This is a genomic window from Stenotrophomonas sp. STK17_22, from assembly GCF_051983905.1.
GTDB classification, from domain to species: Bacteria; Pseudomonadota; Gammaproteobacteria; order Xanthomonadales; family Xanthomonadaceae; genus Stenotrophomonas; species Stenotrophomonas maltophilia_A.
Map to the genome: position 1 here is coordinate 1471629 of NZ_CP197010.1, position 25090 is coordinate 1496718.

Here is a 25090-nt window from a genome sequence, read left to right on the forward strand (position 1 = left end):
CGATGCTGCCGGCGAGTTCGCTGCTGGACACGCCGGCCGCGTCGCTCAACGACCTGGACTGGGCTGCTGCCGCGCGCCGGGCGCTGCAGCAGGCCGACGCGCGCCTGTACCGCCGCTTCGACCAGGGCGACAACATCGAGCGCCTGCTGGCACTGCGCGCGCGCGCTGCCGACCATCTGATCCGCCTGGCCTGGCAGCGCTGCCTGCCGGCCGACAGCGGGCTGTCGCTGTTCGCGGTCGGCGGCTATGGCCGCGGTGAACTGTTTCCGCGTTCGGACATCGACCTGCTGGTGTTCGGCGATCCGCCGGCACAGCTGGCCCAAGAGGCGGCGCTGGCACGCCTGTTCGCGCTGCTGTGGGACTGCGGATTGGCCGTCAGCCATGCGGTGCGTTCTGCATCGCAGTGCCGCGAGGCGGCAGCGGACCAGACCGTGCTGACCGCGCTGATCGAGGCGCGCCCGATCCTGGCCGATGATGTGGCGCGCCGCGCGCTGCGCGAGGCCGTCGACGATCGTGAACTGTGGCCGGCGCGCACCTTCTTCCTGGCCAAGCTGGAAGAGCTGCGCAACCGACACCAGCGCTTCGGCGACACCGCCGACAACCTGGAGCCGGATCTGAAGGATGGCCCCGGTGGGCTGCGCGATCTCAACACGCTTGGCTGGATGGCACTGCGTGCGTTCGGCGTGCGTGACCTGGAGGCGCTGGTCGGGCTCGGCCATCTGGGCGCAGACGAAGCGGCAGCACTGAAGCGCGAACGTGCGGTGCTGGCGCGGCTGCGCTTTGGCCTGCATCTGGTCGCGCGTCGCCCGGAAGAGCGCCTGCGTTTTGATTACCAGAAGACCTTGGCGGCACGCCTGGGCTTTGAAGACGATGCCGAGAACCTCGGTGTCGAGAAGATGATGCAGGGCTTCTACCGCGCCGCGCTGGTCGTGCGCCGGATCAGCGACCGCCTGCTGCAGCGCTTCGAGGAACAGTTCGATGGCGAGGCGCAGCCGGAGCCGCTGACCGTGGGTTTTTCCCTGCGCCGTGGTTACCTGGCGGCCAACGAAGCCGACTGGCCGCGCGGCGACATCGGCCAGGTGTTCGCGCTGTTCGCCAGCTGGGCCAACAATCCGCAGGTGCGCGGCCTGCATTCGCTGACCGCGCGTGCGCTGGCCGAAGCGCTGCCGCTGCTGCCGGCCTACGACCAGGCTGATGCCGATGCACGCGAGCAGTTCCTGGCGCTGCTGCGCGGCCAGCGCCCGGTCGATACGCTCTCGCGCATGGCGCGGCTGGGCGTGCTTGGCCAGTGGATTCCCGCCTTCGCCCAGGTCAGCGGGCGCATGCAGTTCGACCTGTTCCATGTCTACACCGTCGACCAGCACACGCTGATGGTCCTGCGCAACATCGGCCTGTTCGCCAGCAGTCGTGCCGACGAGCGCTTCTCGATCGCGCACGAAGTGTGGCCGCGCCTGCGCAAGCCGGAGCTGCTGCTGCTGGCCGGCCTGTTCCATGACATCGCCAAGGGCCGTGGCGGCGACCATTCGGAGCTGGGCGCGGTGGACGCGCGCGCGTTCTGCCAGGCGCATGCGCTCAGTGGCACCGATACCGAGCTGGTGGCGTGGCTGGTCGAACAGCACCTGCGCATGTCGGTGACCGCGCAGAAGCAGGACATCGCCGACCCGGAGGTGATCCATCGCTTTGCCACCCTGGTCGGCAGCCGCGACCGCCTGGACTACCTGTACCTGCTGACCTGCGCCGACATCGCCGGCACCAGCCCCAAGCTGTGGAATGCATGGAAGGACCGCCTGCTGGCCGACCTGTACTTCGCCACCCGGCGCGCGCTGCGCGAGGGGCTGGAACACCCGGTGCCGGCGGCCGAGCGCGTGGCCGAAGCGCGTGACAGCGTACGCGCGCTGGTGCGCGAGCGGGGTTACGACGATGCCACCATCGATCGCCAGTTCGCGGTGATGCCCGACGAAGGCTTCATCCGCCTGCGCCCGGAGCAGCTGGCCTGGCAGGCTGCCGCGCTGGTGCCGGTGAAGCAGGGCCAGGCGCTGGTGAAGGTACGCCGGATCAGTGTCGACGATCCCGCGCTGGAAGTCTTCGTGCATTCGCCGGACCGCGACGGCCTGTTCGCCGCGATCGTGATGACGCTGGACCGCAAGGGCTACGGCATCCACCGCGCACGCGTGCTGGACGGTCCGGCCGATACCATCTTCGATACCTTCGAAGTGAACCCGGCCGATACCTTCGCCGATGGCAGCAGTGCCAACCTGGAAGCGGCGCTGCGCGAGGCACTCGGCGGTGACCTGTCGCGCCTGCGGCCGTCACGCCGGGTGGTGCCACGGCAGCTGCGGCACTTCCGCTTCGCCCCGCGCATCGAATTCCGCGATGAGCCGGGCGCAACCCGTTTCGCCCTGGTCGCCCCCGACCGCCCCGGCCTGCTGGCCGATGTGGCGTTCGTGCTGCGCAATCAGGGCCTGCGCGTGCATGATGCGCGCATTGCCACGTTCGGCGAACGCGCCGAAGACACCTTCGTGATCAGTGACGAACACGATCTCCCCCTGACTGAACCTGCCCGGCAGCAGCTGCATGACGCGATGCTGGCCTGCCTGGACCCTGATCGAAACGCCGGAGACCCCGCCTGATGGCCACCAAGCCCGCCAAGAAGACCGCCGCGACCCCCAAGAGCGCAGCGGCCCGGAAACCTGCTGCTGCCGCACCGGCCGCGAAGAAGACCCCAGCGCCGAAGAAGGCCGCTGTGGTGAAGGCCCCGGCGAAGAAAGCGGCTGCGGTGAAGCGTGCTGTGAAGAAGCCGGCGCCGGCCAAGAGTGCCGAAGCGGTTCGCGCCGAAACCATCGCCCGCAAGTCGCTGCGCAAGCCGTCGGCCCCGGGCGTGGAAGAGCTGAAGTTCGGCATCGAGAGTGCCTTCGAGCGCCGCGCTACCTTGACCCTGCACGAGCTGGAAGGCTCGACCAAGCCGCTGGTCAACCGCGTGATTGACGGCCTGGAGAGCGGTGAGTTCCGTGTTGCCGAGCCGGACGGCCAGGGTGGCTGGAAGGTCAACGAGTGGCTGAAGAAGGCCGTGCTGTTGTACTTCCGTGTCAATGACATGGCCGTGGTCGACGCCCGTCCGGCGCCGTTCTGGGACAAGGTCGAATCGCGCTTCGCCGGCTATGACGAGGCGAAGTTCCGCCGTGGTGGCGTGCGCGTGGTGCCGGGCGCGATCGCCCGCCGCGGCACCTACTTCGGCAAGGACGTGGTGCTGATGCCGAGCTTCACCAACATCGGCGCCTACGTCGGCGAAGGCACCATGGTCGACACCTGGGCCACCGTCGGTTCCTGCGCGCAGATCGGCCAGCACTGCCACCTGTCCGGCGGCGCCGGCATCGGCGGCGTGCTGGAGCCGCTGCAGGCCAGCCCGACCATCATCGAGGACCACTGCTTCATCGGTGCGCGTTCGGAAGTGGTGGAAGGCGTGGTGGTCGGCCACCACAGCGTGATCGGCATGGGCGTGTTCCTCAGCCAGAGCACCCGCATCTACAACCGTGCCACCGGCGAAATCACCTACGGTTACATCCCGCCGTACAGCGTGGTGGTGTCCGGCTCGCTGCCGAGCAAGGACGGTACCCATTCGCTGTACTGCGCGGTGATCGTCAAGCAGGTTGATGCCAAGACCCGCAGCAAGACCAGCGTCAACGACCTGCTGCGCGGCCTGGCCGACTGAAGGTGACTGCGCCGGAGGATCTGGCGCAGTCCGCGATCTACCGGCATCCGTCCGACACCCTGGTCGGGCGGATGCTGCCGCGCCTGCTGCACGCCCCGCGCTGGAACCGGCTGCGCCGTGCACTGTCGCGGCGCTGGCCGATGCCGGCGCTGGTCAGTGACGTGCGCGATGTGGTCTACGTGAGCTGGTGGGTCGACGTGCGTCACGCACCAATGCCACCGCCGGGCCATCACTACGTGGTCCATGCCGGACGCACGCCTTACACCATCCTCAGCTACCGTCACGGCCACTTCGGGCCCGCGCTGGCTGGGCCGCTGCGTTCCCTGATGCCGTCGCCACGGCAGAGCAACTGGCGCTGGTACCTGCGTCGTGACGACGATCCGGACGGGACGCCGGTGGTGCTGTTCGATCGCAACGTGATGGACCAGCTGGCCTTCGTCGCTGGCGCGCGCGTTTTCAGCGATGCCATGCAACCGCATCTGTCCATACGCTTCGAGCATGTGGTGCGCACCGATGGCGATGGGCACACCCTGATAGAAGGCGGGCAGGGCAGTGCCCCGGCGTTGCACCTGCAGTGGCAGGCCGCCGCGGGCTGGGACGATGCCGGGTGGGCGGCGGCCTTCGGCAACCATCAGGCCCTGCTGCGTTTCCTCACCTGCCAGGACGAGGCCATCGCCCGTACCTGCGACGGCCGCTGGGCCAGCACCCGCATCGCGCTGCCGGTGGACATCGCACAGTTGCAACCGCTGCAGCTGGAGGGCGAACCGCAGTGCCCGCGTCTGCAGGCAATGGGCGTGGCGCTGCACGAGGGGCTGGCCTTCCGGCTGCCAAACGTGCCGTTCCGGGTCGTGTCCGAGCGCCTGTTGTGAGATTCTGGCCCTCTGTTTTCCAGCATCACAGATGGCCATGAGCACCACTGTCTACGGTTTGAAGAACTGCGATACCTGCAAGAAGGCGACCAAGTGGCTGGACCGCTTCGGCGTGCCTTACACCTTCGTCGATTACCGCGAGAACAAGCCGAGCCCGGAAACACTGCTGGCGTGGGCTGGGCACCTGGGGGGCCTGGCCGCGATGGTGAACAAGTCGTCCACCACCTGGCGGCAGTTGCCGGACAACCGCAAGGCCGCCGACTCCGAGGCCGAATGGAAGCTGCTGCTGCGTGAATACCCGCAGCTGATCAAGCGTCCGCTGGTGGTCACGGCCGATGGCACGGTCAGCCAGGGCTTCAGCGACAACGGTTTCAAGGCCCGCTTCGGCGTGGGTGACGCATGAGTGCGGTCCTCGACCTGACCTGCGAACTGATCGCACGGCCTTCGGTGACGCCGGATGATGCTGGCTGCCAGACACTGCTGGCGGCACGCCTGAAGCAGGCCGGGTTCCAGTGCGATCACCTGCGCCTGGGCGAGGTCGACAACCTGTGGGCGACCCATGGCCAGGGCGCACCGGTGCTGGTGCTGCTGGGCCATACCGACGTGGTACCGACGGGCCCGCGCGAGGCCTGGGCCAGCGACCCGTTCACGCCGCAGATCCGTGACGGCGTGCTGTACGGCCGTGGCGCCGCCGACATGAAGGGCAGCGTGGCGGCGTTCGTGGTCGCCGCCGAGCAGTTCGTCGCCGCACATCCCGATCACCCTGGCACGCTGGCGGTACTGCTGACCAGCGACGAGGAAGGCGATGCCATCGATGGTGTGCGTCACGTTGCACGGCTGTTCGCCGAGCGCGGCCAACGCATCGACTGGTGCATTACCGGTGAACCGTCGTCGACCGTGATCCTGGGTGACCTGCTGCGCGTGGGTCGTCGTGGCAGCCTGTCGGCCAGGCTGCGCGTGCAGGGCGTGCAGGGCCATGTGGCGTATCCGGAGAAGGCACGCAACCCGATCCACCAGGCGGCGTCGGCCCTGGCCGAGCTGAGTGCACGGCGCTGGGACGACGGCTACGAGAGTTTCCCGCCGACCAGCCTGCAGATCTCCAACATCCATGCCGGCACCGGTGCCAACAACGTGATTCCTGGCGAGCTGGAGGTGGATTTCAACATCCGCTACAACCCGCACTGGGATGCACCGAAGCTGGAAGCGGAGATCACCGCATTGCTGGACCGCCATGGCCTGCAGTACACGCTGAAGTGGCATCGCAGCGGCGAGCCGTTCTACACCCCGGAAGGCACGCTGCGCGCCACCGCGCGTGCGGTGCTGGCCGAGCACATCGGCCGTGCACCGGAGGAAAGCACCGGTGGCGGCACGTCCGATGCCCGCTTCATCGCGCCATTGGGCGCGCAGTGCATCGAAGTGGGGCCGGTCAACGCCAGCATCCACCAGGTGGACGAGAACGTGCGCGTGGACGATCTGGAGGCATTGCCGGGGCTCTACCAGCGGCTGGTGGAACGGCTGCTGGTGGGAACCCCATGACGGAATGAATTCCTCGAGGGTGGGTGCCGACCGTTGGTCGGCACGCCTCCCGCCGGGGCCGCTTCTCTATTCTGAAAAAATGAAGAACGGCGGCTCGACCGCTTTCTTCCAGTAACTCGGCGCGGCCATGTAGAAGTGTTGCGCCTCGGCCCTGGCGAACCAGCGCGCCGCCGCGTCGGTGTCTTTCTCCACACCCGGCGCACTGCGGCCCAGCAGCAGACCGGCGAAGTACTGGCCGAACACATTGCCCTTCTCACCGGCGCGCTGGTACAGCTGCAGCGCACGCGCCGGATCGCGCGGCAGTCCCATGCCTTTCTCCAGCAGCGCGCCCAGGTCGACCTGCGCTTCGGCGTCGCCGTGCTCGGCACGACGCTGGATCTGCGCCACCAGCGGATGCACGGTGTCACCCTGTGCGGCCACCGCATCCGGCAGTCGCGACGACGAACTCGGGTAGCGCTCGTAGATCATTCCGCGCAGGTCCCAGCGCAGCGCCTGCTGCGCGTCGCCTCGCTGGCGGTAGGCCTTGGCGAGCCCGTAGAACGCATAGGGATTGCCGTGGTTGGCAGCCGCCAGATACGCGCGTTCGCCACGTCGCCAGGACGCGCGCAGGACAGGTGCAGGGTTGATGTGGGGGCTGTCGGCATGCTGCAGCCTGCCGGAGATCCAGATCCGGCCCAGTGCTTCTTCCGCTTTGGTGTTGTGGAAGGTCCAGGGCGTGATCGCGGCAGCACGCTCGTAGTAGGCGACGGCGCGCGGATCGTTGAAACGTTCGAAGGTCTGCGCAGTGTCCCAGGCTCCGTCGAAGCTGCCGTCGGTGCCGCGTTGCTCCAGTGCCTGCTGCTGCGCCAGCGGCAGCGTGGAGGGCGGAGGCAGGGTCTGGCAGGCGGCCAGGCCCAGGCAGAGCAGGGCGGCCAGCGCCGCGTTGCGTCCAGTGCGGTGTTGCATTTCCATTACACGTTTCACGGCGGGCCATTATGCGCGCCGGGGAGTGGTTGCCAACGCAACGGTTGCGCCGTGCCGGAAACCGGGGTAGGGTCGATGCCATGTCGATCCGCCTGGCCACCGCCGTCAATAACAACAACCGCAATAATCTGCGCGCGAATAATCGTGCGCGGCCGATGCGGGACTGCGCCCTGGGTAGATAGACAGCAACACACGCCCGGACACCAGAAAACCCGCATCAGCCGATGCGGGTTTTTTTGTGCCCGGGCGCAGCCCCACCCGGGCCTGGATGGCCGGTCGAACACCCTCCCACCCGTGAAATCCCCCAACAGGAGCTCTCCCATGTGTTCGATCTTCGGAATCTTCGGTCTGCAGGCCGGTGACGATCTTCCCGCCCTGCGCCGCCATGCGCTGGAACTGTCGCAGCGCCAGCGCCACCGTGGCCCCGACTGGAGCGGCGTGTACCTCGACGAAGGTGCGCTGCTGGTCCATGAGCGGCTGGCCATCGTCGACCCGGCCGGTGGTTCGCAGCCGCTGCTGTCGGCCGATGGCCAGCTGGCGCTGGCGGTGAACGGCGAGATCTACAACCACCAGGCTTTGAAGGCGGCGCTGACCACCGCCTACGACTTCCAGACCGGCTCGGACTGCGAGGTGATCAACGCGCTGTATCGCCAGGGCAGTTCGCCGGCGCAGTGGCTGGAACAGCTCAACGGCATCTTCGCCTTCGCGCTGTGGGACCGCGACAGCGGGCGCGTGCTGGTGGCGCGTGACCCGGTGGGCGTGGTGCCGCTGTACTGGGGCCACGATGCCCAGGGGCGCCTACGCGTGGCCTCGGAAATGAAGGCGCTGGTCGACACCTGTGCCGACGTCGCACAGTTCCCGCCGGGTCACTACTTCGACAGTGCCAGCGGTGAGCTGGTGCGCTATTACCAGCAGCCGTGGCGCGACTACGCCGACGTGCAGGGCCGCCAGGCCGACCTGGCCGAACTGCGCCAGGCCTTCGAGCACGCGGTGGAGCGACAGCTGATGAGTGACGTGCCGTATGGCGTGCTGCTGTCCGGTGGCCTGGATTCGTCGCTGGTGGCGGCCGTTGCCGCACGCTATGCGCGTCGGCGCATCGAGGATGGCGGGCAGACCGAAGCCTGGTGGCCGCGCCTGCATTCGTTCGCGATCGGCTTGAAGGGTTCGCCGGATCTTGCTGCTGCGGCGATCGCTGCCGAGGCTCTTGGCACCGTGCATCACGGCTTCGAATACACCTTCGAGGAAGGCCTCGACGCGCTGCCGGAAGTGATCCGCCACATCGAAACCTACGACGTCACCACCATCCGCGCCTCGACGCCGATGTTCCTGCTGGCACGGCGGATCAAGGCGATGGGCGTGAAAATGGTGCTCTCCGGCGAGGGCAGCGACGAGATCTTCGGTGGCTACCTGTACTTCCACAAGGCACCGGATGCGCGTGAATTCCACGATGAGCTGGTGCGCAAGCTCGACGCCCTGCACAACTACGATTGCCTGCGCGCCAACAAGTCGATGATGGCCTGGGGCGTGGAGCCGCGCGTGCCGTTCCTCGACCGTGAGTTCCTCGATGTGGCGATGCGCTTCGATGCCGCACACAAGATGGTCGGTGCCGGCTTTGGTGGCCGCCGCATCGAGAAGGCGGTGCTGCGCGAGGCGTTCGACGGCTACCTGCCGGACAGCATCCTGTGGCGGCAGAAGGAACAGTTCAGCGATGGCGTCGGCTACGGCTGGATCGACGGGCTGAAGGCGCACGCCGAAGCCCAGGTGAGCGACCGCGTACTGGCGGCGGCTGACAAGCGCTTCCCGCACAACCCGCCACAGACCAAGGAGGCGTACTACTACCGCCACCTGTTCGAGCAGTTCTTCCCCAGCCGTGCGGCGGCCGAGACCGTGCCGGGCGGCAAGTCGATCGCTTGTTCGTCGCCGGCCGCCATTGCCTGGGACGCCAGCTTCGCCGCGGCGGCAGATCCGTCGGGCCGCGCGATCGCCGGCGTGCACGAACAGGCACTGGCCTAAGCGCCAAAAAGGGGACGGAGGGGATTAAGTCGTTTGTGCCACTAACGACTTAATCCCCTCCGTCCCCTTTTTGTATGATCGCCCCCTGCGCATTGGGGAATGTTCATGGACGTACAGGCAGGTGGCGACGTGCCGCCCACGAAATGGGGATGGCGTTATCTGGCCTGGGCCGGCGTGCCGTTGCTGGCTGGCGTACTGCTGGCGCGGTATGCCGGGCCGGCGGCGCCCGAGGCGGTTGCCCGCGCCACCGCCGCCGAAGGCAGCTGGGCGCAGCACCTTGCCTCACCGCTGGGCTTGTTCCTGCTGCAGCTGCTGGTGCTGCTGCTGGTGGCCAAGGGCGCGGGTGCGCTGCTCAAGCGCTTTGGACAACCGGCGGTGATCGGCGAGATGGCCGCTGGCCTGATGATGGGGCCGCTGGTGCTCGGCAGCCTGCTGCCGCAGCTGCATGGTGCGTTGTTCCCGGCCAGCTCGCTGGGTCCGCTGGGCATGCTCAGCCAGCTGGGCGTGCTGATGTTCCTGCTGGTAGCCGGTGCCGAGCTGGACCTGGCGGCGCTGCGTGGCCGCCGGCGCTTCGCCTTCACGGTCAGCCATGCCGGCATCGCGGTGCCGTTCGTGCTTGGCGTGGCGCTGGCGATCTGGCTGTATCCGCAGCACGGTCCGCAGGGTGTGGGCTTTACTGCATTCGCATTGTTCGTCGGCATCTCCATGAGCATCACCGCGTTCCCCGTGTTGCTGCGCATCCTTGCCGATCGAGGGGTCACACAGACGCCATTGGGCCAGACCGCGATCGCCTGCGCGGCATTGGGCGATGCCACCGCCTGGTGCCTGCTGGCCTTGATCGTCGCCGCCGCCCAGGCCAGCGGCTGGTTGCCGGCCAGCCTCAACCTGCTGTGCGTGGTCGTGTTCGTGGCGCTGATGCTGGGGCTGGTGAAGCCGTGGTTTGCCCGCCAGCAGATCGCGCCGGGCCGTGAGGGACGTTGGTTGCTGGGTATCCTGCTGCTGTCACTGGCGAGTGCGCTGGTCACCGAGATGCTGGGCATCCACGCGTTGTTCGGTGCATTCGCTGCAGGCGTCGCGGTATCGTCCAACGCGCAGCTGCGCGACCTGTTGATGGCCCGCGTCGAACCGTTCGCGGTGACCCTGCTGCTGCCACTGTTCTTCGCCATGACCGGCCTGCGCATGCGCGCCGATGCGCTGCAGGCCAGCGATATCGTGTTGTGCGTGGTGGTGATCGCGGTGGCCACGGCCGGCAAGCTGCTGGGCACCTTCAGTGCCGCGCGCAGTGCGGGCATGCCCACGCGCGAAGCGTGGCGGTTGGGGGCGCTGATGAACACCCGTGGTCTGATGGAGCTGATCGTGCTCAACCTGGGCTACGAGCTGGGCCTGCTCGGCGATCGGCTGTTCGCGGTGCTGGTGATCATGGCGTTGGTGACCACGGCGATGACCGGGCCGCTACTGAACCTGATCGAGCGGCGCCGGGGCTGAGCGCTGGACGGTCGTGCCGGCCGCTGGCCGGCATCCTCATGATGCTGGACACACCTGCATGGATGCCGGCCAGCGGCCCGCACGACCGCTACCGCGCCGGTACCAGCGTCATCGTGTGCTGCGCCTTGCCGGGCAGGAACGGTGTCGGCCGCCCATGCACCCAGTCTTCGTGGCCGGCGCCCCAGTACGGCGACAGCGGATGGCCGCTCTGGCCGCCGGGCATGTGCACGATGCCGTCGGCCTCGTGGCCGGGCGAGACCACCATGCGTTCGGAGGCGCCGAAGTTCGGCGTCTGCACACGCGGCATGTCACGGTCACCGGGCAGGGGATCGGCGGGCATGCACAGCCAGCGCTTGGCGATGTCCGGCAATGCACGCGCGATAGGGTGGCAGAGCGCCGCGGTGTTGCGCTCTCCCCAGGTGCGCTGGGCCAGTGGGCCCTGCTTGGCCAGCTCGCTCTCGGTGCGGCGAGCTGCATCAAGCAGCAGCGCGTCCCAGCTGTCGTAGGCCGGTGGCAGCAGGTTGGCGGGGCGCTGCTGCAGCATCGGCCAGGCCACACCTTCCAGTTGTGCCAGGCGCGGGTCCAGATAGTCATCGCCCAGCTGCGCGTTGGCCGGTGCCAGCAGTGCTTCGGACAGGGTATCCATCACCTGCGTGCGGAACGCGCGCACCACCCGGTAGCTGACCGAGCTGGCCGAGGCCCGGCCGCCCCATTGATGGCTGACGGACTTCAACCGCTTCAGCGCAGGATCGTCACTGCGTTCGATGACGTCATGCAGCAACGCCCACCAGCGCTGCAGGAACACGGCGCGATCATCGAGCTGGATCGCCAGCAGGTCGTGTTCGTCGAAGCGGTCCTGGATGGCGAGCAGGTCGCGGATCTGCTGCGCACGCGCGCCGAGGTCATAGCCACCGTTGCCGACGCTGGCCAGCGCCTCGCCGTCGAGGACGCGACCGTTGGCGGTCCACAGGCGATGGTTGGGGGGATCGATCAATGTCGGCGAGGCATCGCTGCGGATCGGCCACGGTGCGCAGTCCTGGTTACTGGCGGCAGTGAAGCCGGCCGGCGCACAGCCGGGGCCGCGGTCAGGGCGGGCGCCGATCAGCCGCCAGGCGATGCGGCCGCTGCGGTCGCCGACCACCAGGTTCTGCGCGGGAATGCCGGCGCGGTCGGCGAAGTGCAGTGCACCGTCCAGGTCACCGGCACGGGCCAGGTCAGCGAAGTCCAGGCGCACCGCGCCGGGCAGGTGTGCGACCCAGCGCAGGGCATCGCCACTGCCATCGGCATGGGTATGCAGGATCGGCCCCCAGGCGGTTTCGCGTACCGGGAACAGCACGTCGGCCTGGCCGGCCACCGCAATGCGTTCTTCGTGCACGGTCACCGTGGCGTTGGCCGGTTCCGTGCGGTAGTCCGCCGTGTCGATGTAACTGTTGGTGAAGCCCCAGGCCACGTGCCCGTTGCTGCCGACGATCACCGCCGGCAGGCCAGGGAGCGAGAAGCCAGTGACGTCGACCTGGCCGCCGGCAGCCTGCGGGTCGGGGTAACGCAGGCGCACCCGGAACCACAGGCCAGGCGCGCGCAGGCCCAGGTGCATGTCGTCGGCGACGATCGCGCGGCCGTCGGCGGTGAGTGCGCCGGCCACCGCGAAGTTGTTGCTGCCGATGACGTCCGCCTCCTCCTGCTCGGTGCCCGGCTTTCCCTTCAATGTGCGCAGATCGAGCTGGCTGGCATCGGGCAGAATCGCATTGCCGGTGGCTTCGCCAAACAGCGGTGCATCCCATTCGGTGCCGTCGTGGGCAATCAGCGCGTACAGCGCCGGCGGCACCACCGCACGGATGCGGCTGAGGGCAAGCTCGGTCTGGTTGTTCGGGTCCTGCAGGTCGGCGTACATGGCCAGCCCGGCCAGCACGCTGTCGCTGGGCTGCCACGGTTGCGGTGACTGCCGCAGCAGCAGGTAGGCCCATGGCCGCACGGAGAGATCGGTAAGGCCTTCGTTGACGCCATCTACATAGGCGCGCACGACCGCGCCGTTGTCGCCCAGCGCGGTATCCAGATGCGCCTCGGTGCGGGCGCGCAGGCGGTGCACGCGCATGCGCTTGTCAGCTTCAACGGCCTTCGGCCCGAACAATGCCGACAGCTCGCCGGCGGCACTGCGGCGCATCAGGTCCATCTCGAAATAGCGTTCCTGCGCATGCACATGGCCGAGTGCGCGCATCGCGTCGGCTTGGCTGCCGGCAGTGATGGTGACCACGCCCAGCGCATCGCGCTCGATGGTGACCGGCTTGGCCAGGCCCGGCAGCGCATGCTCGCCGTCCAGGTCGGCCAGGCTGCCGCGCAGCAGGAGCCACAGGGCCAGTGCGGTGACCAGCACGATGGCGACCAACACACCCAGCACCCAACGCCATGTACGTCGCATCGCACGTCCTTTCCGAACTTGTGGGCTGATTGTAGCCGCAGGCGCAACTGCGACTGATTCCGATTAGATCACCGTATTTTGAAATGCGGCACCCTATGCCGCATCGATTCACAGGAGCCCCCCCATGAAAGGCAACCCGGACGTCATCGCCTGCCTGAAGGAACTGCTGCGCGGCGAACTCGCTGCCCGCGACCAGTACTTCATCCATTCCCGCCGCTATGAGGACCAGGGCCTGTTCGCGCTGTACGAACGCCTGAACCACGAGATGGAAGAGGAAACCCAGCACGCCGACGCGCTGCTGCGCCGGATCCTGTTCCTCGGCGGCGACCCGGACATGCGCCCGCATGCCACCGAGCCGGGCAAGACCGTGGAAGAAATGCTGCAGAAGGATCTCGACACTGAATACGCGGTTCGGAACAATCTCGCCGCCGGTATGAAGCTGTGCGAAGAGAAGGGTGACTACGTGAGCCGCGACATGCTGCTGGCGCAGCTGAAGGACACCGAGGAAGACCACGCCTGGTGGCTGGAGCAGCAGCTGGGCCTGATCAAGCGCATCGGCCTGGAGCTGTACCAGCTGAGCAAGATCGACGGCAACGGCGCCCCGGCGCACTGAGCCGGCACCGCGATCCAGTAGGGCCGACTGTTAGTCGGCCGCTCTCCAAACGGCAGCCGACTAACAGTCGGCTCTACCAGAGGCAAAAAGCAGCCGACCAGCGGTCGGCTCTACCAGAAGAAGCACAGCGTTCTGTCGCCCGCCAGCACCGGAGCATCGCCAGCCAGCTTTCGCCAGCCAGCCGCTCCACCGCCCGCCCGCCGACAACGAAAAAGCCGGGGAATGCCCCGGCTTTTTCGTGTCTGGTCTCCGGCAAGGCGTGTCAACCAAGGTTGACACCCACCAGGAGCAGGGCCCAAGCCCTTATTCCACCGACAACCCTTCCACCTTCTGCCAGCCGCGCGGCAGCAGGTGGCCGCGGGTGGCGCGGGCGCCGAGGTAGGCGTCGAGCTCGTTGAACTTCAGCCCCATCGTGCGCTGACCGCTGCGCACCTGCAGGGTCTGCCCCGGGCTGATCGCCACGATGGCGACCACGCGTTCAGTGGCGAGCTTGGCCTTCGGGATCTCGATGATCTTGTTGCCCTTGCCCTTGTCCAGTTCCGGCAGGTCGTTGGCGGCGATTGCCAGCAGGTTGCCGGAACTGGTCACCGCCACGATGCGGTCGGTGGCCACGTTGGCGACCATCGACGGGGTGAGCACCGACGAGCCGGACGACAGGTTCAGCATCGCCTTGCCGGCCTTGTTGCGACCGATCAGGTTCTCGAAGCGGGTGACGAAGCCGTAGCCATGGCTGGAGGCCAGCACGAAGCGGGCATCCGGCTCGGCGCTGGCCAGGGTCACGAAGCTGGTGCCCGCTGCCGGCGAGAAGCGGCCGGTCAGCGGCTCACCGTTGCCACGCGCGGAGGGCAGGGTGTGCACCGGCGTCGAGTAGGCGCGACCTTCGCTGTCGAGGAACGCGACCTGCTGGGTGCTGCGCGCACGCACCGCGCCCTGCAGGGCGTCACCATCGCGATAGGACAGGGCGGACGCATCGACGTCGTGGCCCTTGGCGGCACGGATCCAGCCCTTCTCCGACAGCACGACGGTCATCGGCTCGCTCGGCACCAGTTCGGTCTCGTCGATGGCTTGGGCGGCCTGGCGCTGCACCAGCGGCGAACGGCGCGCGTCGCCGAATTTCTTGGCATCGGCGGTCAGTTCGTCGCGGATCAGCTTCTTCAGCTTGGCCTTGCTGTCGAGGATGCCGAGGATCTTCTCGCGTTCCTTGGCCAGCTCGTCCTGCTCGCCGCGGATCTTCATCTCTTCCAGGCGGGCCAGCTGCTTCAGCTTGGTTTCCAGGATGTACTCGGCCTGTTCCTCGGACAGGCCGAAGCGCGCGATCAGCGCCGCCTTCGGTTCGTCCTCGGTACGGATGATGTGGATCACCTCGTCCAGGTTGAGGAAGGCGACCAGCAGGCCTTCCAGCAGGTGCAGGCGGCGCTCGACCTTCTGCAGGCGGTGCTGCAGGCGGCGGGTGACGGTGTTGCTGCGGAAGGTCAGCCATTCGCTGAGCAGCATCTTCAGGTTCTTCACCTGCGGACGGCCGTCCAGCCCGATCACGTTGAGGTTGACGCGGTAGCTGCGCTCCAGGTCCGTTGTCGCGAACAGGTGGCCCATCAGCTGGTCGGCGTCGACGCGGTTGGAACGTGGCACCAGCACCACGCGCACCGGGTTGGCGTGGTCGGATTCGTCGCGGATGTCTTCCAGCCACGGCAGCTTCTTGGCGCGCATCTGCGCGGCGATCTGCTCGATCACCTTCGACGGCGACACCTGGAACGGCAGCGCCGTCACCACGATGTTGTTGGCTTCCTTGTTGAAGGTCGCACGCGCACGCACGCTGCCGTTGCCGGTCTCGTAGATGTTCCGCAGATCGTTGGCGGCGGTGATGATCTCGGCGCTGGACGGGTAGTCCGGGCCCTGCACGTGCTCGCACAGGTCGCGCACGGTCGCATCGGGGTTGTCCAGAAGGTGCAGCAGTGCGCTGACGATCTCGTTGAGATTGTGCGGCGGCACGTCGGTGGCCATGCCCACGGCGATGCCGGTGGTGCCGTTCAGCAGCAGGTGCGGCAGCCGCGCTGGCATCCAGGTCGGTTCCTGCAGGGTGCCGTCGAAGTTCGGTGCCCAGTCGGTGGTGCCCTGGCCCAGTTCGCCCAGCAGTACTTCGGCGATCGGGGTCAGCTTGGATTCGGTGTAACGCATCGCCGCGAACGACTTCGGGTCATCGCTGGAGCCGAAGTTGCCCTGGCCCTCGATCAGCGGGTAGCGGTACGAGAACGGCTGTGCCATCAGCACAAGCGCCTCGTAGCACGCGCTGTCGCCATGCGGGTGGTACTTACCGATGACGTCACCGACGGTACGCGCGGACTTCTTCGGCTTGGACGCGGCATTCAGGCCCAGCTCGCTCATCGAATAGATGATGCGGCGCTGCACCGGCTTCAGGCCGTCGCCGATGAACGGCAGGGCGCGGTCCAGGACCACGTACATCGAGTAGTCGAGGTAGGCGCGTTCGGCGTACTCGCGCAGCGGCAGTTGTTCGAATCCGTGGAACACGGGGCGGGCAAGTTCGGTCATGCGGCGTTGTTACCTGTTGTCGGGAGGCGGCGACGGCGGTCGCCGCTCGCAATCCTGTGATTATCCGGATGCGGCGGGGGATGCCAAGCCGCGCGCAGGGTCCAGCCCGGTTTCCAGGCCGTGTCCGGCCCGTGCCAGGTAGCGCCCCGGTGGCAGCCCGAAGTGGCGGCGGAACACGGTGACGAAGGCGCTGGCGCTGCTGAAGCCCAGCGCGTGGGCGATATCGGCCACGCTGCGGCCGTCGGTCAGCTGGCGCAGGGCTTCGGACAGCCGGGCCTGCTGCCGCCACTGCGCGAAGCTGAGCGTGGTCTCGTCGCGGAAGTGGCGGGTCAGGCTGCGCGGCGACAGCCCGGCCCAGTGCGCCCATTCGGCCAGGCTGCGCTCGTCGGACGGGTCGGCCAGCAGCTGCGAGGCGATCTTCAGCAGGCGCCGGTCATGCGGCATCGGCAGGTGCATGCGCTGGCGCGGCGCGGTACGGATCTCGTCCAGCAGCACCTCGATGATGTGCTGGCGCTCGGGCGTGGTGTCGTAGCCCAGCGGCCATTCGCAGATGCGGTCGGCCAGCGCCTGCGCCAGCTTGGACAGGCCCAGTACGCAGGGATCGGCGGGCAGGGTGGCGCAGGCCGGTGCGGCCAGCGCCATGCCCCAGCCACGCAGCGGGCCGTCGAGGGTGACCGTATGCGGCTCCAGCGGCGGCATCCAGCCGGCCGAGCCCGGCGCCAGTGACCACGTTCCGTGCGAGGTGCGGGTGGTCAACAGGCCGCGTTCGACGCAGATCAGCTGCGCGCGCTGATGGTGGTGCCAGTCCACTTCACGGACCAGGCCCAAGGGGCTGTCGAAGCGGAAGGCGACAACCGGTGGCCCGTCATTGCGCTCGAACCAATCCAGGGCGTCGTCGCGCAGCAATCGCTTGGGAGGGGGGATTTCTGCCTTGTTCATCATATCCGCTGGCTGAAATGTGTCATCCATTGGCTTAATTGTACTACCGGGCCACCTGACCAGATCATTAAGGTAGGCGCCTTCGTTGATCCAGCCCGCTGCTGCAACACAGCATTCGATGCCAGATCGAATATTTCCATTGAGAAATATTTTTTTTGGAAGAGAATGCTCCCCCATGATCTGTCCTGCAACCACTCCCCCCAGCTTCGGCCTGCTGCTGCGCCAGGTGCGCGATGGCCTGGTCCGTCAACTCGACGCGTCCATGGCTGAAGAAGACCTGGGTATCGGCTTCACCCATTACATCGGGTTGAAGGTGCTTTCCAACATGGCTCCGTGCACGGCCAACGAGCTGGCCCAGGCCATCGACCAGGTGCCCAGTGCAGTGACCCGCCTGCTGGACAAGCTGGAGTCGCTGGGCTGCGTCCGCCGCGAACCGCATGCCCAGGACCGGCGTGCGCTGCAGATCGTGCTGACCGATGAAGGCCGCGCACTGTGGGCGCGGCTGAAGCTGCGTGGCGACGCGGTGATGGATTACGCCCTGCGTGATCTTTCCGCTGACGAGCGCACGCAGCTGCTGTCCCTCCTCACCCGAATCCGCGATTCCCTGACGACCCCATGAACCCGATCCCGCAATCCACTCTCCGCCGGTCCGGGCGCGCGCTGCTGGTATCAGCGCTGGCCCTGGCCCTGGCCGCCTGCGCCAGCAGTCGTGGCCTCAACCCGCAGGGCCACGTGCTCGACGTGGACAGCCTGCACAGCGAACGCACCCTGGCCGACACCGACCTGAGCGCCACCGGCTTCCCGGCGCAGGACTGGTGGAAGGCGCTGGGCGATGCGCAGCTGGACGCGCTGGTCGCCGAGGGCCTGGCTGGCCACCCGAGCCTGGACGCTGCCGATGCGCGCCTGCGCCAGGCGCAGTCGCAGGTCGGTACCGCGCGTGCCGATCGCCTGCCGAGCCTGTCGGTGTCCGGTGGCTATACCGGTCTGCGCCTGCCCGAGTCGATGGCCGGCAGCGAGATGGGAGGCCATTACGCTGGCAGCAGCCAGGTCGCGTTGGATTTCAGCTATGGCGTGGACCTGTGGGGCGGCAAGCGCGCTGCCTGGGAAGCGGCCGTGGACGGCGCCCATGCCGCCACTGTCGAAGCCCAGGCTGCACGCCTGAACCTGTCCACCGGCATCACCCAGGCCTATGCCGACCTGGCGTATGCATGGCAGCTCAATGACGTGGCCGAAGAAGAGCTGGGCCGCTCGCAGAAGTCGCTGGAACTGACCCGCCAACGCCGCAGCGCCGGCATCGACAGTGATCTGCAGGTGCGCCAGGCCGAGGCCCGCGTGCCCGCCGCGCAGCAGCAGGTGCAGGCCGCGCAGCAGCGCATCGATGCGGCCCGCACCGCGCTGGCCGCGCTGGTCGGCAAGGGTCCGGACCGTGGCCTGTCGATCCAGCGCCCGCAGGCGTTGAATCCGATGGCGCTGCAGCTGCCGGGCGTGCTGCCCAGCGAACTGTTGGGTCGTCGCCCGGACATCGTTGCCGCGCGCTGGCGCGTGGAAGCGGCCGACAAGCAGATCAAGGTCGCCAGGACCAAGTTCTACCCGAGCTTCAACCTGACCGCACTGGCTGGCGTCGTCGCACCGAACGTGGGTGATCTGCTGAAAAGCAGTTCGACCTTCGCCTACATCGGACCGGCGCTGAGCCTGCCGATCTTCGAAGGCGGCAAGCTGCGCGCCAACCTGGCCAACACCGATGCGCAGTACGACCTGGCGGTGGCCAACTACAACCAGACCGTGCTCGATGCACTGCGCGACGTGGCCGACCAGGTCAACGCGGTGCGTTCGCTGGCACAGCAGGCGCATTCGCAGCAGCAGGCGGTGGATACCGCACGTTCGGCCTTCGACCTGGCCCAGCAGCGCTACCGCGCCGGCATCGGCAGCTACCTGGACGTGCTGACCGCGCAGTCCACCCTGCTGCAGTCGCAGCAGCAGCTGGCCGGCCTGCAGTCGCAGCAGGTGCAGACCTCGGTGCGCTTGAGCAAGGCGCTGGGCGGTGGTTTCCAGCCCTCTGACGCCGACCGCGCACCGATCGCCTCCCATTCCGATTCCTCGCATTCCTGAAGACTTCCGCCATGAGCCAGACCCAAGACACTGCGGCCCCGGCCGCCCCCAACCGCCGCGGCAACCTGCTGCGCGGCCTGTTCGTGATCGTCGTGCTGCTGCTTGCCGCACTGGCGCTGTGGTACTTCATGTTCGGCCGTTGGTTCGAAGAGACCGATGATGCCTACGTGCAGGGCAACCAGGTGCAGATCACCCCGCTGGTGGCCGGTACCGTGGTCGCCATCAACGCCGATGACGGCATGCGCGTGGAGCGCGGCCAGCTGCTGGTGCAGCTGGACCCGTCCGACACTGCGGTGGCACTGCAGCAGGCCGAAGCCAACCTGGCCAAGACGGTGCGCCAGACCCGCGGTCTGTACCGCAGCGTGGAAGGCGCCCAGGCGGACTTGAACGCCCGCCAGGTGACCCTGAAGCGCGTGCGCGAAGACTTCGCCCGCCGCAAGGACCTGGCCGCCACCGGCGCCATTTCCAACGAAGAACTGGCCCATGCCCGCGATGAGCTGGCCGCTGCCGAAGCGGCCGTGGCCGGTTCGCGCGAGACCGTCGAGCGCAACCGCGCGCTGGTCGACGATACCGTGATCGCCACCCAGCCGGATGTGCAGGCCGCCGCCGCGCAGCTGCGCCAGGCCTTCCTCAACAACGCCCGCGCCGGAATCGTCGCGCCGGTCACCGGCTACGTCGCCCGTCGTTCGGTGCAGGTTGGCCAGCGCGTGCAGCCGGGCAATGCCCTGATGGCGGTGGTGCCGACCGAGCAGATGTGGGTCGAGGCCAACTTCAAGGAAACCCAGCTGCGCCACATGCGCCTGGGCCAGGAAGTGGAGCTGAAGTCGGACCTGTACGCCGGTGACGTGAAGTACAAGGGCCGCGTCCAGAGCCTGGGCCTGGGCACCGGCTCGGCGTTCTCGCTGCTGCCGGCGCAGAATGCCAGCGGCAACTGGATCAAGATCGTTCAGCGCGTGCCGGTACGCATCGCCATCGATGCCAAGCAGCTGGCCGAACACCCGCTGCGCATCGGCCTGTCGATGAAGGCCGAAGTGAGCCTGCGCGACCAGAAGGGCGAAGTGCTGCCGAGCACCCCGGCCAAGGGCACGGTGTTCGACACCGACGTGTATGCCAAGCAGCTGCATGATGCCGACGAGGTGATCCACACGATCATCCAGGGCAACCTGCCGCAGCAGGCGAAGGTGGGCTGAGGTCGCCATGTCCGCACAAGCTCCAGCCGCGCCCGGTGCTCCGGGTGCCCCGGCGGCGCCGGGTGCGGCCTCCGGGTTCCTGCCGCCCAGCGTCGCCCTGTGCACCGTCGGCCTGGCGATGGCGTCGTTCATGCAGGTGCTCGACACCACCATCGCCAACGTCTCGCTGCCGACCATCGCCGGTAACCTCGGCGCCAGTTCGCAGCAGGCGACCTGGGTCATCACCTCGTTCGCGGTCAGCACAGCCATCGCGCTGCCGCTGACCGGCTGGCTCAGCCGCCGCTTCGGCGAACGCAAGCTGTTCGTCTGGGCCACGCTGGCCTTCGTCATCACCTCGCTGCTGTGCGGCCTGGCGCAGAGCATGGGCATGCTGGTGCTGTCGCGTGCGCTGCAGGGTTTCGTGGCCGGCCCGATGTACCCGATCACGCAGTCGCTGCTGGTCTCGATCTATCCACGGGAGAAACGCGGGCAGGCACTGGCGCTGCTGGCGATGATCACGGTGGTGGCGCCGATCTGCGGCCCCATTCTCGGTGGCTGGATCACCGACAACTACAGCTGGGAATGGATCTTCCTGATCAATGTGCCGCTGGGCATCTTCGCTGCGCTCGTTGTGGGCAACCAGCTGAAGGGGCGCCCGGAGCACATCGAGAAGCCGAAGATGGACTACGTCGGCCTGGTCACCCTGGTGATCGGTGTCGGTGCGCTGCAGCTGGTGCTCGACCTGGGCAACGACGAGGACTGGTTCTCGTCCATGAAGATCGTGGTGCTGGCGTGCGTGGCCGTGGTCACGCTGACGGTGTTCCTGATCTGGGAACTGACCGACAAGGATCCGATCGTCGACCTGAAGCTGTTCCGGCATCGCAACTTCCGCGCCGGTACGCTGGCGATGGTGGTGGCCTACGCGGCGTTCTTCAGCGTGGCGTTGCTGATTCCACAGTGGTTGCAGCGTGACATGGGCTACACCGCGATCTGGGCGGGCCTGGCGACAGCGCCGATCGGCATCCTGCCGGTGATCATGACCCCGTTCGTGGGCAAGTATGCCTCGCGCTTCGACATGCGCATGCTGGCCACGGTCGCGTTCATTGTGTTGTCGATGACCAGCTTCCTGCGTTCGAACTTCAACCTGCAGGTGGACTACAACCATGTGGCGGGTGTGCAGCTGATCATGGGCATCGGCGTCGCGCTGTTCTTCATGCCGGTGCTGCAGATCCTGCTGTCGGACCTGGATGGACGCGAGATCGCGGCGGGCTCCGGCCTGGCCACGTTCCTGCGAACGCTGGGCGGCAGTTTCGCGGCGTCGCTGACGACGTGGCTGTGGGCGCGGCGCACCCAGGTGCACCATGCCGACCTGACCGAGCATATCTCGGCCTATCAGCCGGGCATGCAGGACCAGGTCACGGCGATGGGGCAGGGCGACCTGCAGCACGGCGCAGCGGTACTGAACAACATGATCAACCACCAGGCATCGCAGATGGGCTTCAACGACATCTTCTTCCTGCTGGGCTGGATCTTCCTGGCGATCATCGCGTTCCTGTGGCTGGCCAAGCCGCCGTTCGGCGCGGGTGCGGGTGCAGCCGCCGGTGGCGGACACTGAAACTCCCTGGAAACACGTGCTGTATTTTGACCCCGCCGCAAGGCGGGGTTTTTGTTTGTGCACCGCGGGTCGCACGGGCCCTGCCGTTGGGATCGTGCCGCGGCGCAGGTTCAGCGCGTGCGATAGACGCGCTTGAACACCACCCGATCGCAGAACAATCGGGTGATGGCCCACATTCCCGCCACAAGTACGGCGCCGCATGTGAGCCAGCCAGCAGTGGCCTGCAATCGGCTGCCGACCAGTGCGCCGCAGATGATGGCGGCAACAAAGACCAGCATTACGGCCTCCTTCGATGCGCCGTAGTGGACCTCGGCCTGGCATCCCACGCATACGCGTACGCCGTGGTTCGAGCCGGTATGGCAGTGAGGGCAGATGATGCTGCGCTGCATGGGTGCGTCCTTTGGGGAATGGGGAGGGCGCTGGTCAGGTCGTGGCGATACACCTGCAACCGGCTTCTGTAAATCTGCCTTCCACCGAAAAGGAATCGGGTAAATCTCGACTAGGAAAAGTACGAATTGAACGGCTAAAGTGAAATGCGCCCCAAAAGGAGGCCGTTCAAGGTCTGGTAACGACGCGCCGGGAGGCGGTATGCAGCAGCAGGCGACTGCCGGGTGGTGCTAGATACGACAGTTCCAGCGGTAGATGCGATGCCAGGCTCGCCAAACCCCGGAAACGAAAAAACCCGCTTTCGCGGGTTTGATCATCTTGAGTCATGGTGCCCAGGAGAGGACTCGAACCTCCACGGTTTTACCCGCTAGTACCTGAAACTAGTGCGTCTACCAATTCCGCCACCTGGGCGACTCAGGAGATGAATTGTGCGGTACGGCAGAGGATGTGTCAACAACATTTCACACCTTTTTCTGCGGCTGCACGCCCAGGTGAAGCAGCAGGCTGCGCATTGCCGATGACAACTGCGCCCACTCGGCAAAACAGGCGCACAGGCGGCGCTGTGCCCATGCATCGGCGAGCGGTACGGCGACGGTATGCGTGCTGCGCCGATGCTGGCGGGCGATGGTCCGCGGCACGATGCCGACACCAATGCCGTGGCCGACCATGATGCATACGCCTTCGAAGGTCTTCATGCGGATGCGTACGTCCAGGCGGCGCCCGATGTCGCGCGCCTGGTCCTCGATGTAGGTCTGCAGTGCATTGCCATCGGCCAGTGCGACGAAGGTCTCGCCGGCAACATCGGTGAAGGTCACGCTGCGCTGCGATGCGAATCGGTGGTCTGCGGGCAGCAGCATCACCAGTGGATCTTCGGCGACCACATGCTGCTGCAGGCCGGCAGCGTCGACCGCATCGCTGATGATGCCGGCCTCGGCCTGGCCAGCACTGATCGCACGCACGACTTCAGGGCTGGTGCGCTCCAGCAGTTCCACGTGCAGGCGCGGGCGTTCGGCCAGCCACGGTGCCAGCCGAGAGGGCAGGTAGTTGGTCAGCGCTGCGGTGTTGGCATACAGATGCAGGGTGCCGCGCGCACCGTGCGCGAACGCCTGCAGTTCACCGCGCAGCTGTGCCTGCTGCTGCAGGATCAAGCGTGCATGGTGGGCGAGCGCGGCACCGGCTTCGGTCAGGCTGACGCCGCGTGGGTGCCGGTTCAACAGCGGGGTACCGGCATCGGCTTCGATCGTGCGCAGGCGCTCACTGGCTGAGCCCAGTGCCAGGTTTGCCTGCGCGGCACCGGCCGTGATGCTGCCCGCCTCGGCAATGGCCAGGAACAGGCGCAGGTCGGCGATATCCATCCGCATGTGATGCCCTCATCGCAACGCCTGCGCCTTCGGATCAGCCGAAGGCGAGGCCGGGAAGACCGCATTGTGCGCCGAGCGGCCGGCCGATCCAATGAAGGCATGAATGAATCGATGTACTTCTACGTGCTGCTGGTGGTGGTGTTCGTGCTGGCCGGTGTGGTCAAGGGCGTGACCGGCATGGGGTTGCCGACAGTGGCGATGGGTCTGCTCGGTGGCGCGCTGTCGCCGGTGGCGGCGGCATCGATGCTGTTCATCCCCACCTTCGTCACCAATGCGTGGCAGCTGTTGTCCGGCCCCTCACTGGGCCACATCGTGCGGCGCCTGTGGCCGATGATGCTGGCCGTGGTGGTGGTGACGCTGGGTTCGGCAGCGCTGCTGGTGCGGGTCGATCGCACCTGGTCACGTGTTGCGCTGGGCGTTGCGCTGGTGGTTTATGCGGCCTATGCCCTGCTTGCGCCGGTGTTCCGCGTGCCGCAGCGGCGCGAGCGATGGCTGGGGCCGATGGTGGGGGCGTTGTCGGGTGTGGTGACCGGCGCCACCGGCGTGTTCGTGATGCCGGCGGTGCCGTACCTGCAGTCGCTGGGATTGCAGCGCGAGGAGCTGGTGCAGGCGCTGGGGCTGGCGTTCACCGTGTCGACGATTTCGTTGACCACCGGCCTGGTGCTGCACGGTGCGTTCGGCATCCAGCAGCTGGGGCTGAGTGCGTTGGCGGTGGTGCCGGCGCTGCTGGGCATGTGGCTGGGCCAGGTGATCCGGCAGCGGATCAGTGCGCGCGTGTTCCGCGCCTGCTTCCTGGGATTCCTGCTGCTGCTCGGCCTGGAGCTGGTGCTGCGGCCGTTGTTCTGATGCCGCATTCCGGGCATGAAAAAACCCGCTTTCGCGGGTTTTTCTCATTCTCGACGTGGTGCCCAGGAGAGGACTCGAACCTCCACGGTTTTACCCGCTAGTACCTGAAACTAGTGCGTCTACCAATTCCGCCACCTGGGCGTCGAGGAGCGAGATTATGGGGTGCTGTGACGGGGGTGTCAACACCTTTCGTAGATCCGGGGTCGGATCATGTTTCGCCTGCGAAACGGGCTCTGAACCGATGGGGCTCGCGTTGAGGTCAGAGCCCTTTCCTGTGGAAAGGAATCCGACCCCAGCGCCGGATCGCAGGCAAAAAAAATCCCCGCCGAAGCGAGGAGTTTTTTCGTTGGTGCCCAGGAGAGGACTCGAACCTCCACGGTTTTACCCGCTAGTACCTGAAACTAGTGCGTCTACCAATTCCGCCACCTGGGCGTTCCAGAGGCGCAATTGTGAAGATGAATCCGCAGGCTGTCAACGACTTCCTGAATATTTTTCATGCAAGGCCTTCAAGGT

Annotated in this window: 19 protein-coding genes and 3 tRNA genes; 13 read left to right on the forward strand and 9 right to left on the reverse strand. The window is 67.1% G+C overall.

Features of this window, described 5'->3' with window-relative positions:
- The first annotated feature begins 2 nt into the window (after positions 1–2).
- The 5 genes from ACSYS9_RS06675 to dapE are packed head-to-tail and all read left to right on the forward strand — an operon-like array spanning position 3 to position 6114.
- Positions 3–2630: a [protein-PII] uridylyltransferase gene (locus tag ACSYS9_RS06675; RefSeq protein WP_071228440.1), complete on the forward strand. Its 2628-nt coding sequence runs from the start codon at positions 3–5 to the stop codon at positions 2628–2630.
- Positions 2630–3709 (forward strand): 2,3,4,5-tetrahydropyridine-2,6-dicarboxylate N-succinyltransferase, encoded by a 1080-nt coding sequence (gene dapD, locus ACSYS9_RS06680; RefSeq protein ID WP_071228439.1) that lies wholly within the window; start codon positions 2630–2632, stop codon positions 3707–3709. The genes ACSYS9_RS06675 and dapD overlap by 1 nt, the downstream gene beginning before the upstream one ends.
- Before the next feature lie 2 nt (positions 3710–3711).
- Positions 3712–4578 carry a hypothetical protein gene (locus tag ACSYS9_RS06685; protein ID WP_071228438.1) on the forward strand — a complete coding sequence of 289 codons (867 nt, stop codon included), beginning with the start codon at positions 3712–3714 and terminating at the stop codon, positions 4576–4578.
- Between the two features lie 31 nt (positions 4579–4609).
- A complete protein-coding gene (locus tag ACSYS9_RS06690) occupies positions 4610–4981 on the forward strand; it encodes an arsenate reductase (RefSeq protein ID WP_177179504.1) in 372 nt (123 codons plus the stop codon).
- Complete coding sequence (gene dapE / locus ACSYS9_RS06695; RefSeq protein WP_071228437.1) at positions 4978–6114, forward strand: succinyl-diaminopimelate desuccinylase; 1137 nt, start codon at positions 4978–4980, stop codon at positions 6112–6114. The genes ACSYS9_RS06690 and dapE overlap by 4 nt, the downstream gene beginning before the upstream one ends.
- Before the next feature lie 66 nt (positions 6115–6180).
- On the opposite strand, the gene ACSYS9_RS06700 is transcribed toward dapE, so the two are convergent.
- A complete protein-coding gene (locus ACSYS9_RS06700) occupies positions 6181–7059 on the reverse strand; it encodes a tetratricopeptide repeat protein (RefSeq protein ID WP_049399637.1) in 879 nt (292 codons plus the stop codon).
- 339 nt (positions 7060–7398) lie between these two features.
- On the opposite strand from ACSYS9_RS06700, the gene asnB reads away from it, so the two are divergent.
- Complete coding sequence (asnB, locus tag ACSYS9_RS06705; protein ID WP_049399515.1) at positions 7399–9090, forward strand: asparagine synthase B; 1692 nt, start codon at positions 7399–7401, stop codon at positions 9088–9090.
- A gap of 99 nt (positions 9091–9189) precedes the next feature.
- Positions 9190–10575 (forward strand): cation:proton antiporter domain-containing protein, encoded by a 1386-nt coding sequence (locus ACSYS9_RS06710; protein ID WP_071228436.1) that lies wholly within the window; start codon positions 9190–9192, stop codon positions 10573–10575.
- Between the two features lie 88 nt (positions 10576–10663).
- Here ACSYS9_RS06710 and ACSYS9_RS06715 read toward each other — a convergent pair whose 3' ends face one another.
- Entirely contained in the window at positions 10664–12991 is a 2328-nt protein-coding gene (locus ACSYS9_RS06715; RefSeq protein ID WP_071228435.1) for a penicillin acylase family protein, read from the reverse strand.
- A 124-nt stretch (positions 12992–13115) separates the two neighbouring features.
- Here ACSYS9_RS06715 and bfr point away from each other — a divergent pair, with 124 nt between their 5' ends.
- Complete coding sequence (gene bfr / locus ACSYS9_RS06720) at positions 13116–13604, forward strand: bacterioferritin (protein ID WP_004151115.1); 489 nt, start codon at positions 13116–13118, stop codon at positions 13602–13604.
- Positions 13605–13907: 303 nt separating this feature from the next.
- On the opposite strand, the gene parC is transcribed toward bfr, so the two are convergent.
- Positions 13908–16151 (reverse strand): DNA topoisomerase IV subunit A, encoded by a 2244-nt coding sequence (parC, locus tag ACSYS9_RS06725; protein ID WP_005408764.1) that lies wholly within the window; start codon positions 16149–16151, stop codon positions 13908–13910.
- 60 nt (positions 16152–16211) lie between these two features.
- Complete coding sequence (locus tag ACSYS9_RS06730; RefSeq protein ID WP_049399506.1) at positions 16212–17093, reverse strand: helix-turn-helix domain-containing protein; 882 nt, start codon at positions 17091–17093, stop codon at positions 16212–16214.
- A 172-nt stretch (positions 17094–17265) separates the two neighbouring features.
- Here ACSYS9_RS06730 and emrR point away from each other — a divergent pair, with 172 nt between their 5' ends.
- Genes emrR through emrB form a run of 4 tightly spaced genes read left to right on the forward strand, consistent with a single transcriptional unit; the run spans position 17266 to position 21983 of the window.
- The gene (emrR, locus tag ACSYS9_RS06735; RefSeq protein ID WP_032127923.1) at positions 17266–17709 is read left to right on the forward strand and encodes a multidrug efflux system transcriptional regulator EmrR; all 444 of its coding nucleotides are present in this window, start codon (positions 17266–17268) and stop codon (positions 17707–17709) included.
- Complete coding sequence (gene emrC / locus ACSYS9_RS06740) at positions 17706–19199, forward strand: multidrug efflux transporter outer membrane subunit EmrC (protein ID WP_071228434.1); 1494 nt, start codon at positions 17706–17708, stop codon at positions 19197–19199. Before emrR ends, emrC begins: the two co-directional genes overlap by 4 nt.
- 11 nt (positions 19200–19210) lie before the next feature.
- Positions 19211–20389 (forward strand): multidrug efflux MFS transporter periplasmic adaptor subunit EmrA, encoded by a 1179-nt coding sequence (gene emrA, locus ACSYS9_RS06745; protein ID WP_071228433.1) that lies wholly within the window; start codon positions 19211–19213, stop codon positions 20387–20389.
- 7 nt (positions 20390–20396) lie between these two features.
- Positions 20397–21983, forward strand: a complete 1587-nt coding sequence (gene emrB, locus ACSYS9_RS06750) for a multidrug efflux MFS transporter permease subunit EmrB (protein WP_071228432.1) — start codon at positions 20397–20399, stop codon at positions 21981–21983.
- Positions 21984–22093: 110 nt separating this feature from the next.
- On the opposite strand, the gene ACSYS9_RS06755 is transcribed toward emrB, so the two are convergent.
- The 3 genes from ACSYS9_RS06755 to ACSYS9_RS06765 all read right to left on the reverse strand — a co-directional run bounded on the left by ACSYS9_RS06755 (position 22094) and on the right by ACSYS9_RS06765 (position 23731).
- Positions 22094–22372 (reverse strand): hypothetical protein, encoded by a 279-nt coding sequence (locus ACSYS9_RS06755; RefSeq protein WP_049461950.1) that lies wholly within the window; start codon positions 22370–22372, stop codon positions 22094–22096.
- 324 nt (positions 22373–22696) lie between these two features.
- Positions 22697–22781: transfer RNA gene (locus ACSYS9_RS06760), tRNA-Leu, on the reverse strand.
- Between the two features lie 50 nt (positions 22782–22831).
- Positions 22832–23731: a LysR family transcriptional regulator gene (locus ACSYS9_RS06765; protein ID WP_071228431.1), complete on the reverse strand. Its 900-nt coding sequence runs from the start codon at positions 23729–23731 to the stop codon at positions 22832–22834.
- A 99-nt stretch (positions 23732–23830) separates the two neighbouring features.
- Between ACSYS9_RS06765 and ACSYS9_RS06770 the strand changes: the two genes are divergently transcribed.
- Entirely contained in the window at positions 23831–24577 is a 747-nt protein-coding gene (locus ACSYS9_RS06770) for a sulfite exporter TauE/SafE family protein (protein ID WP_071228430.1), read from the forward strand.
- 56 nt (positions 24578–24633) lie between these two features.
- On the opposite strand, the gene ACSYS9_RS06775 is transcribed toward ACSYS9_RS06770, so the two are convergent.
- A tRNA-Leu gene (locus ACSYS9_RS06775) sits at positions 24634–24718 on the reverse strand.
- A gap of 206 nt (positions 24719–24924) precedes the next feature.
- Positions 24925–25009, reverse strand: a tRNA-Leu gene (locus ACSYS9_RS06780).
- Positions 25010–25090 lie beyond the last annotated feature (81 nt).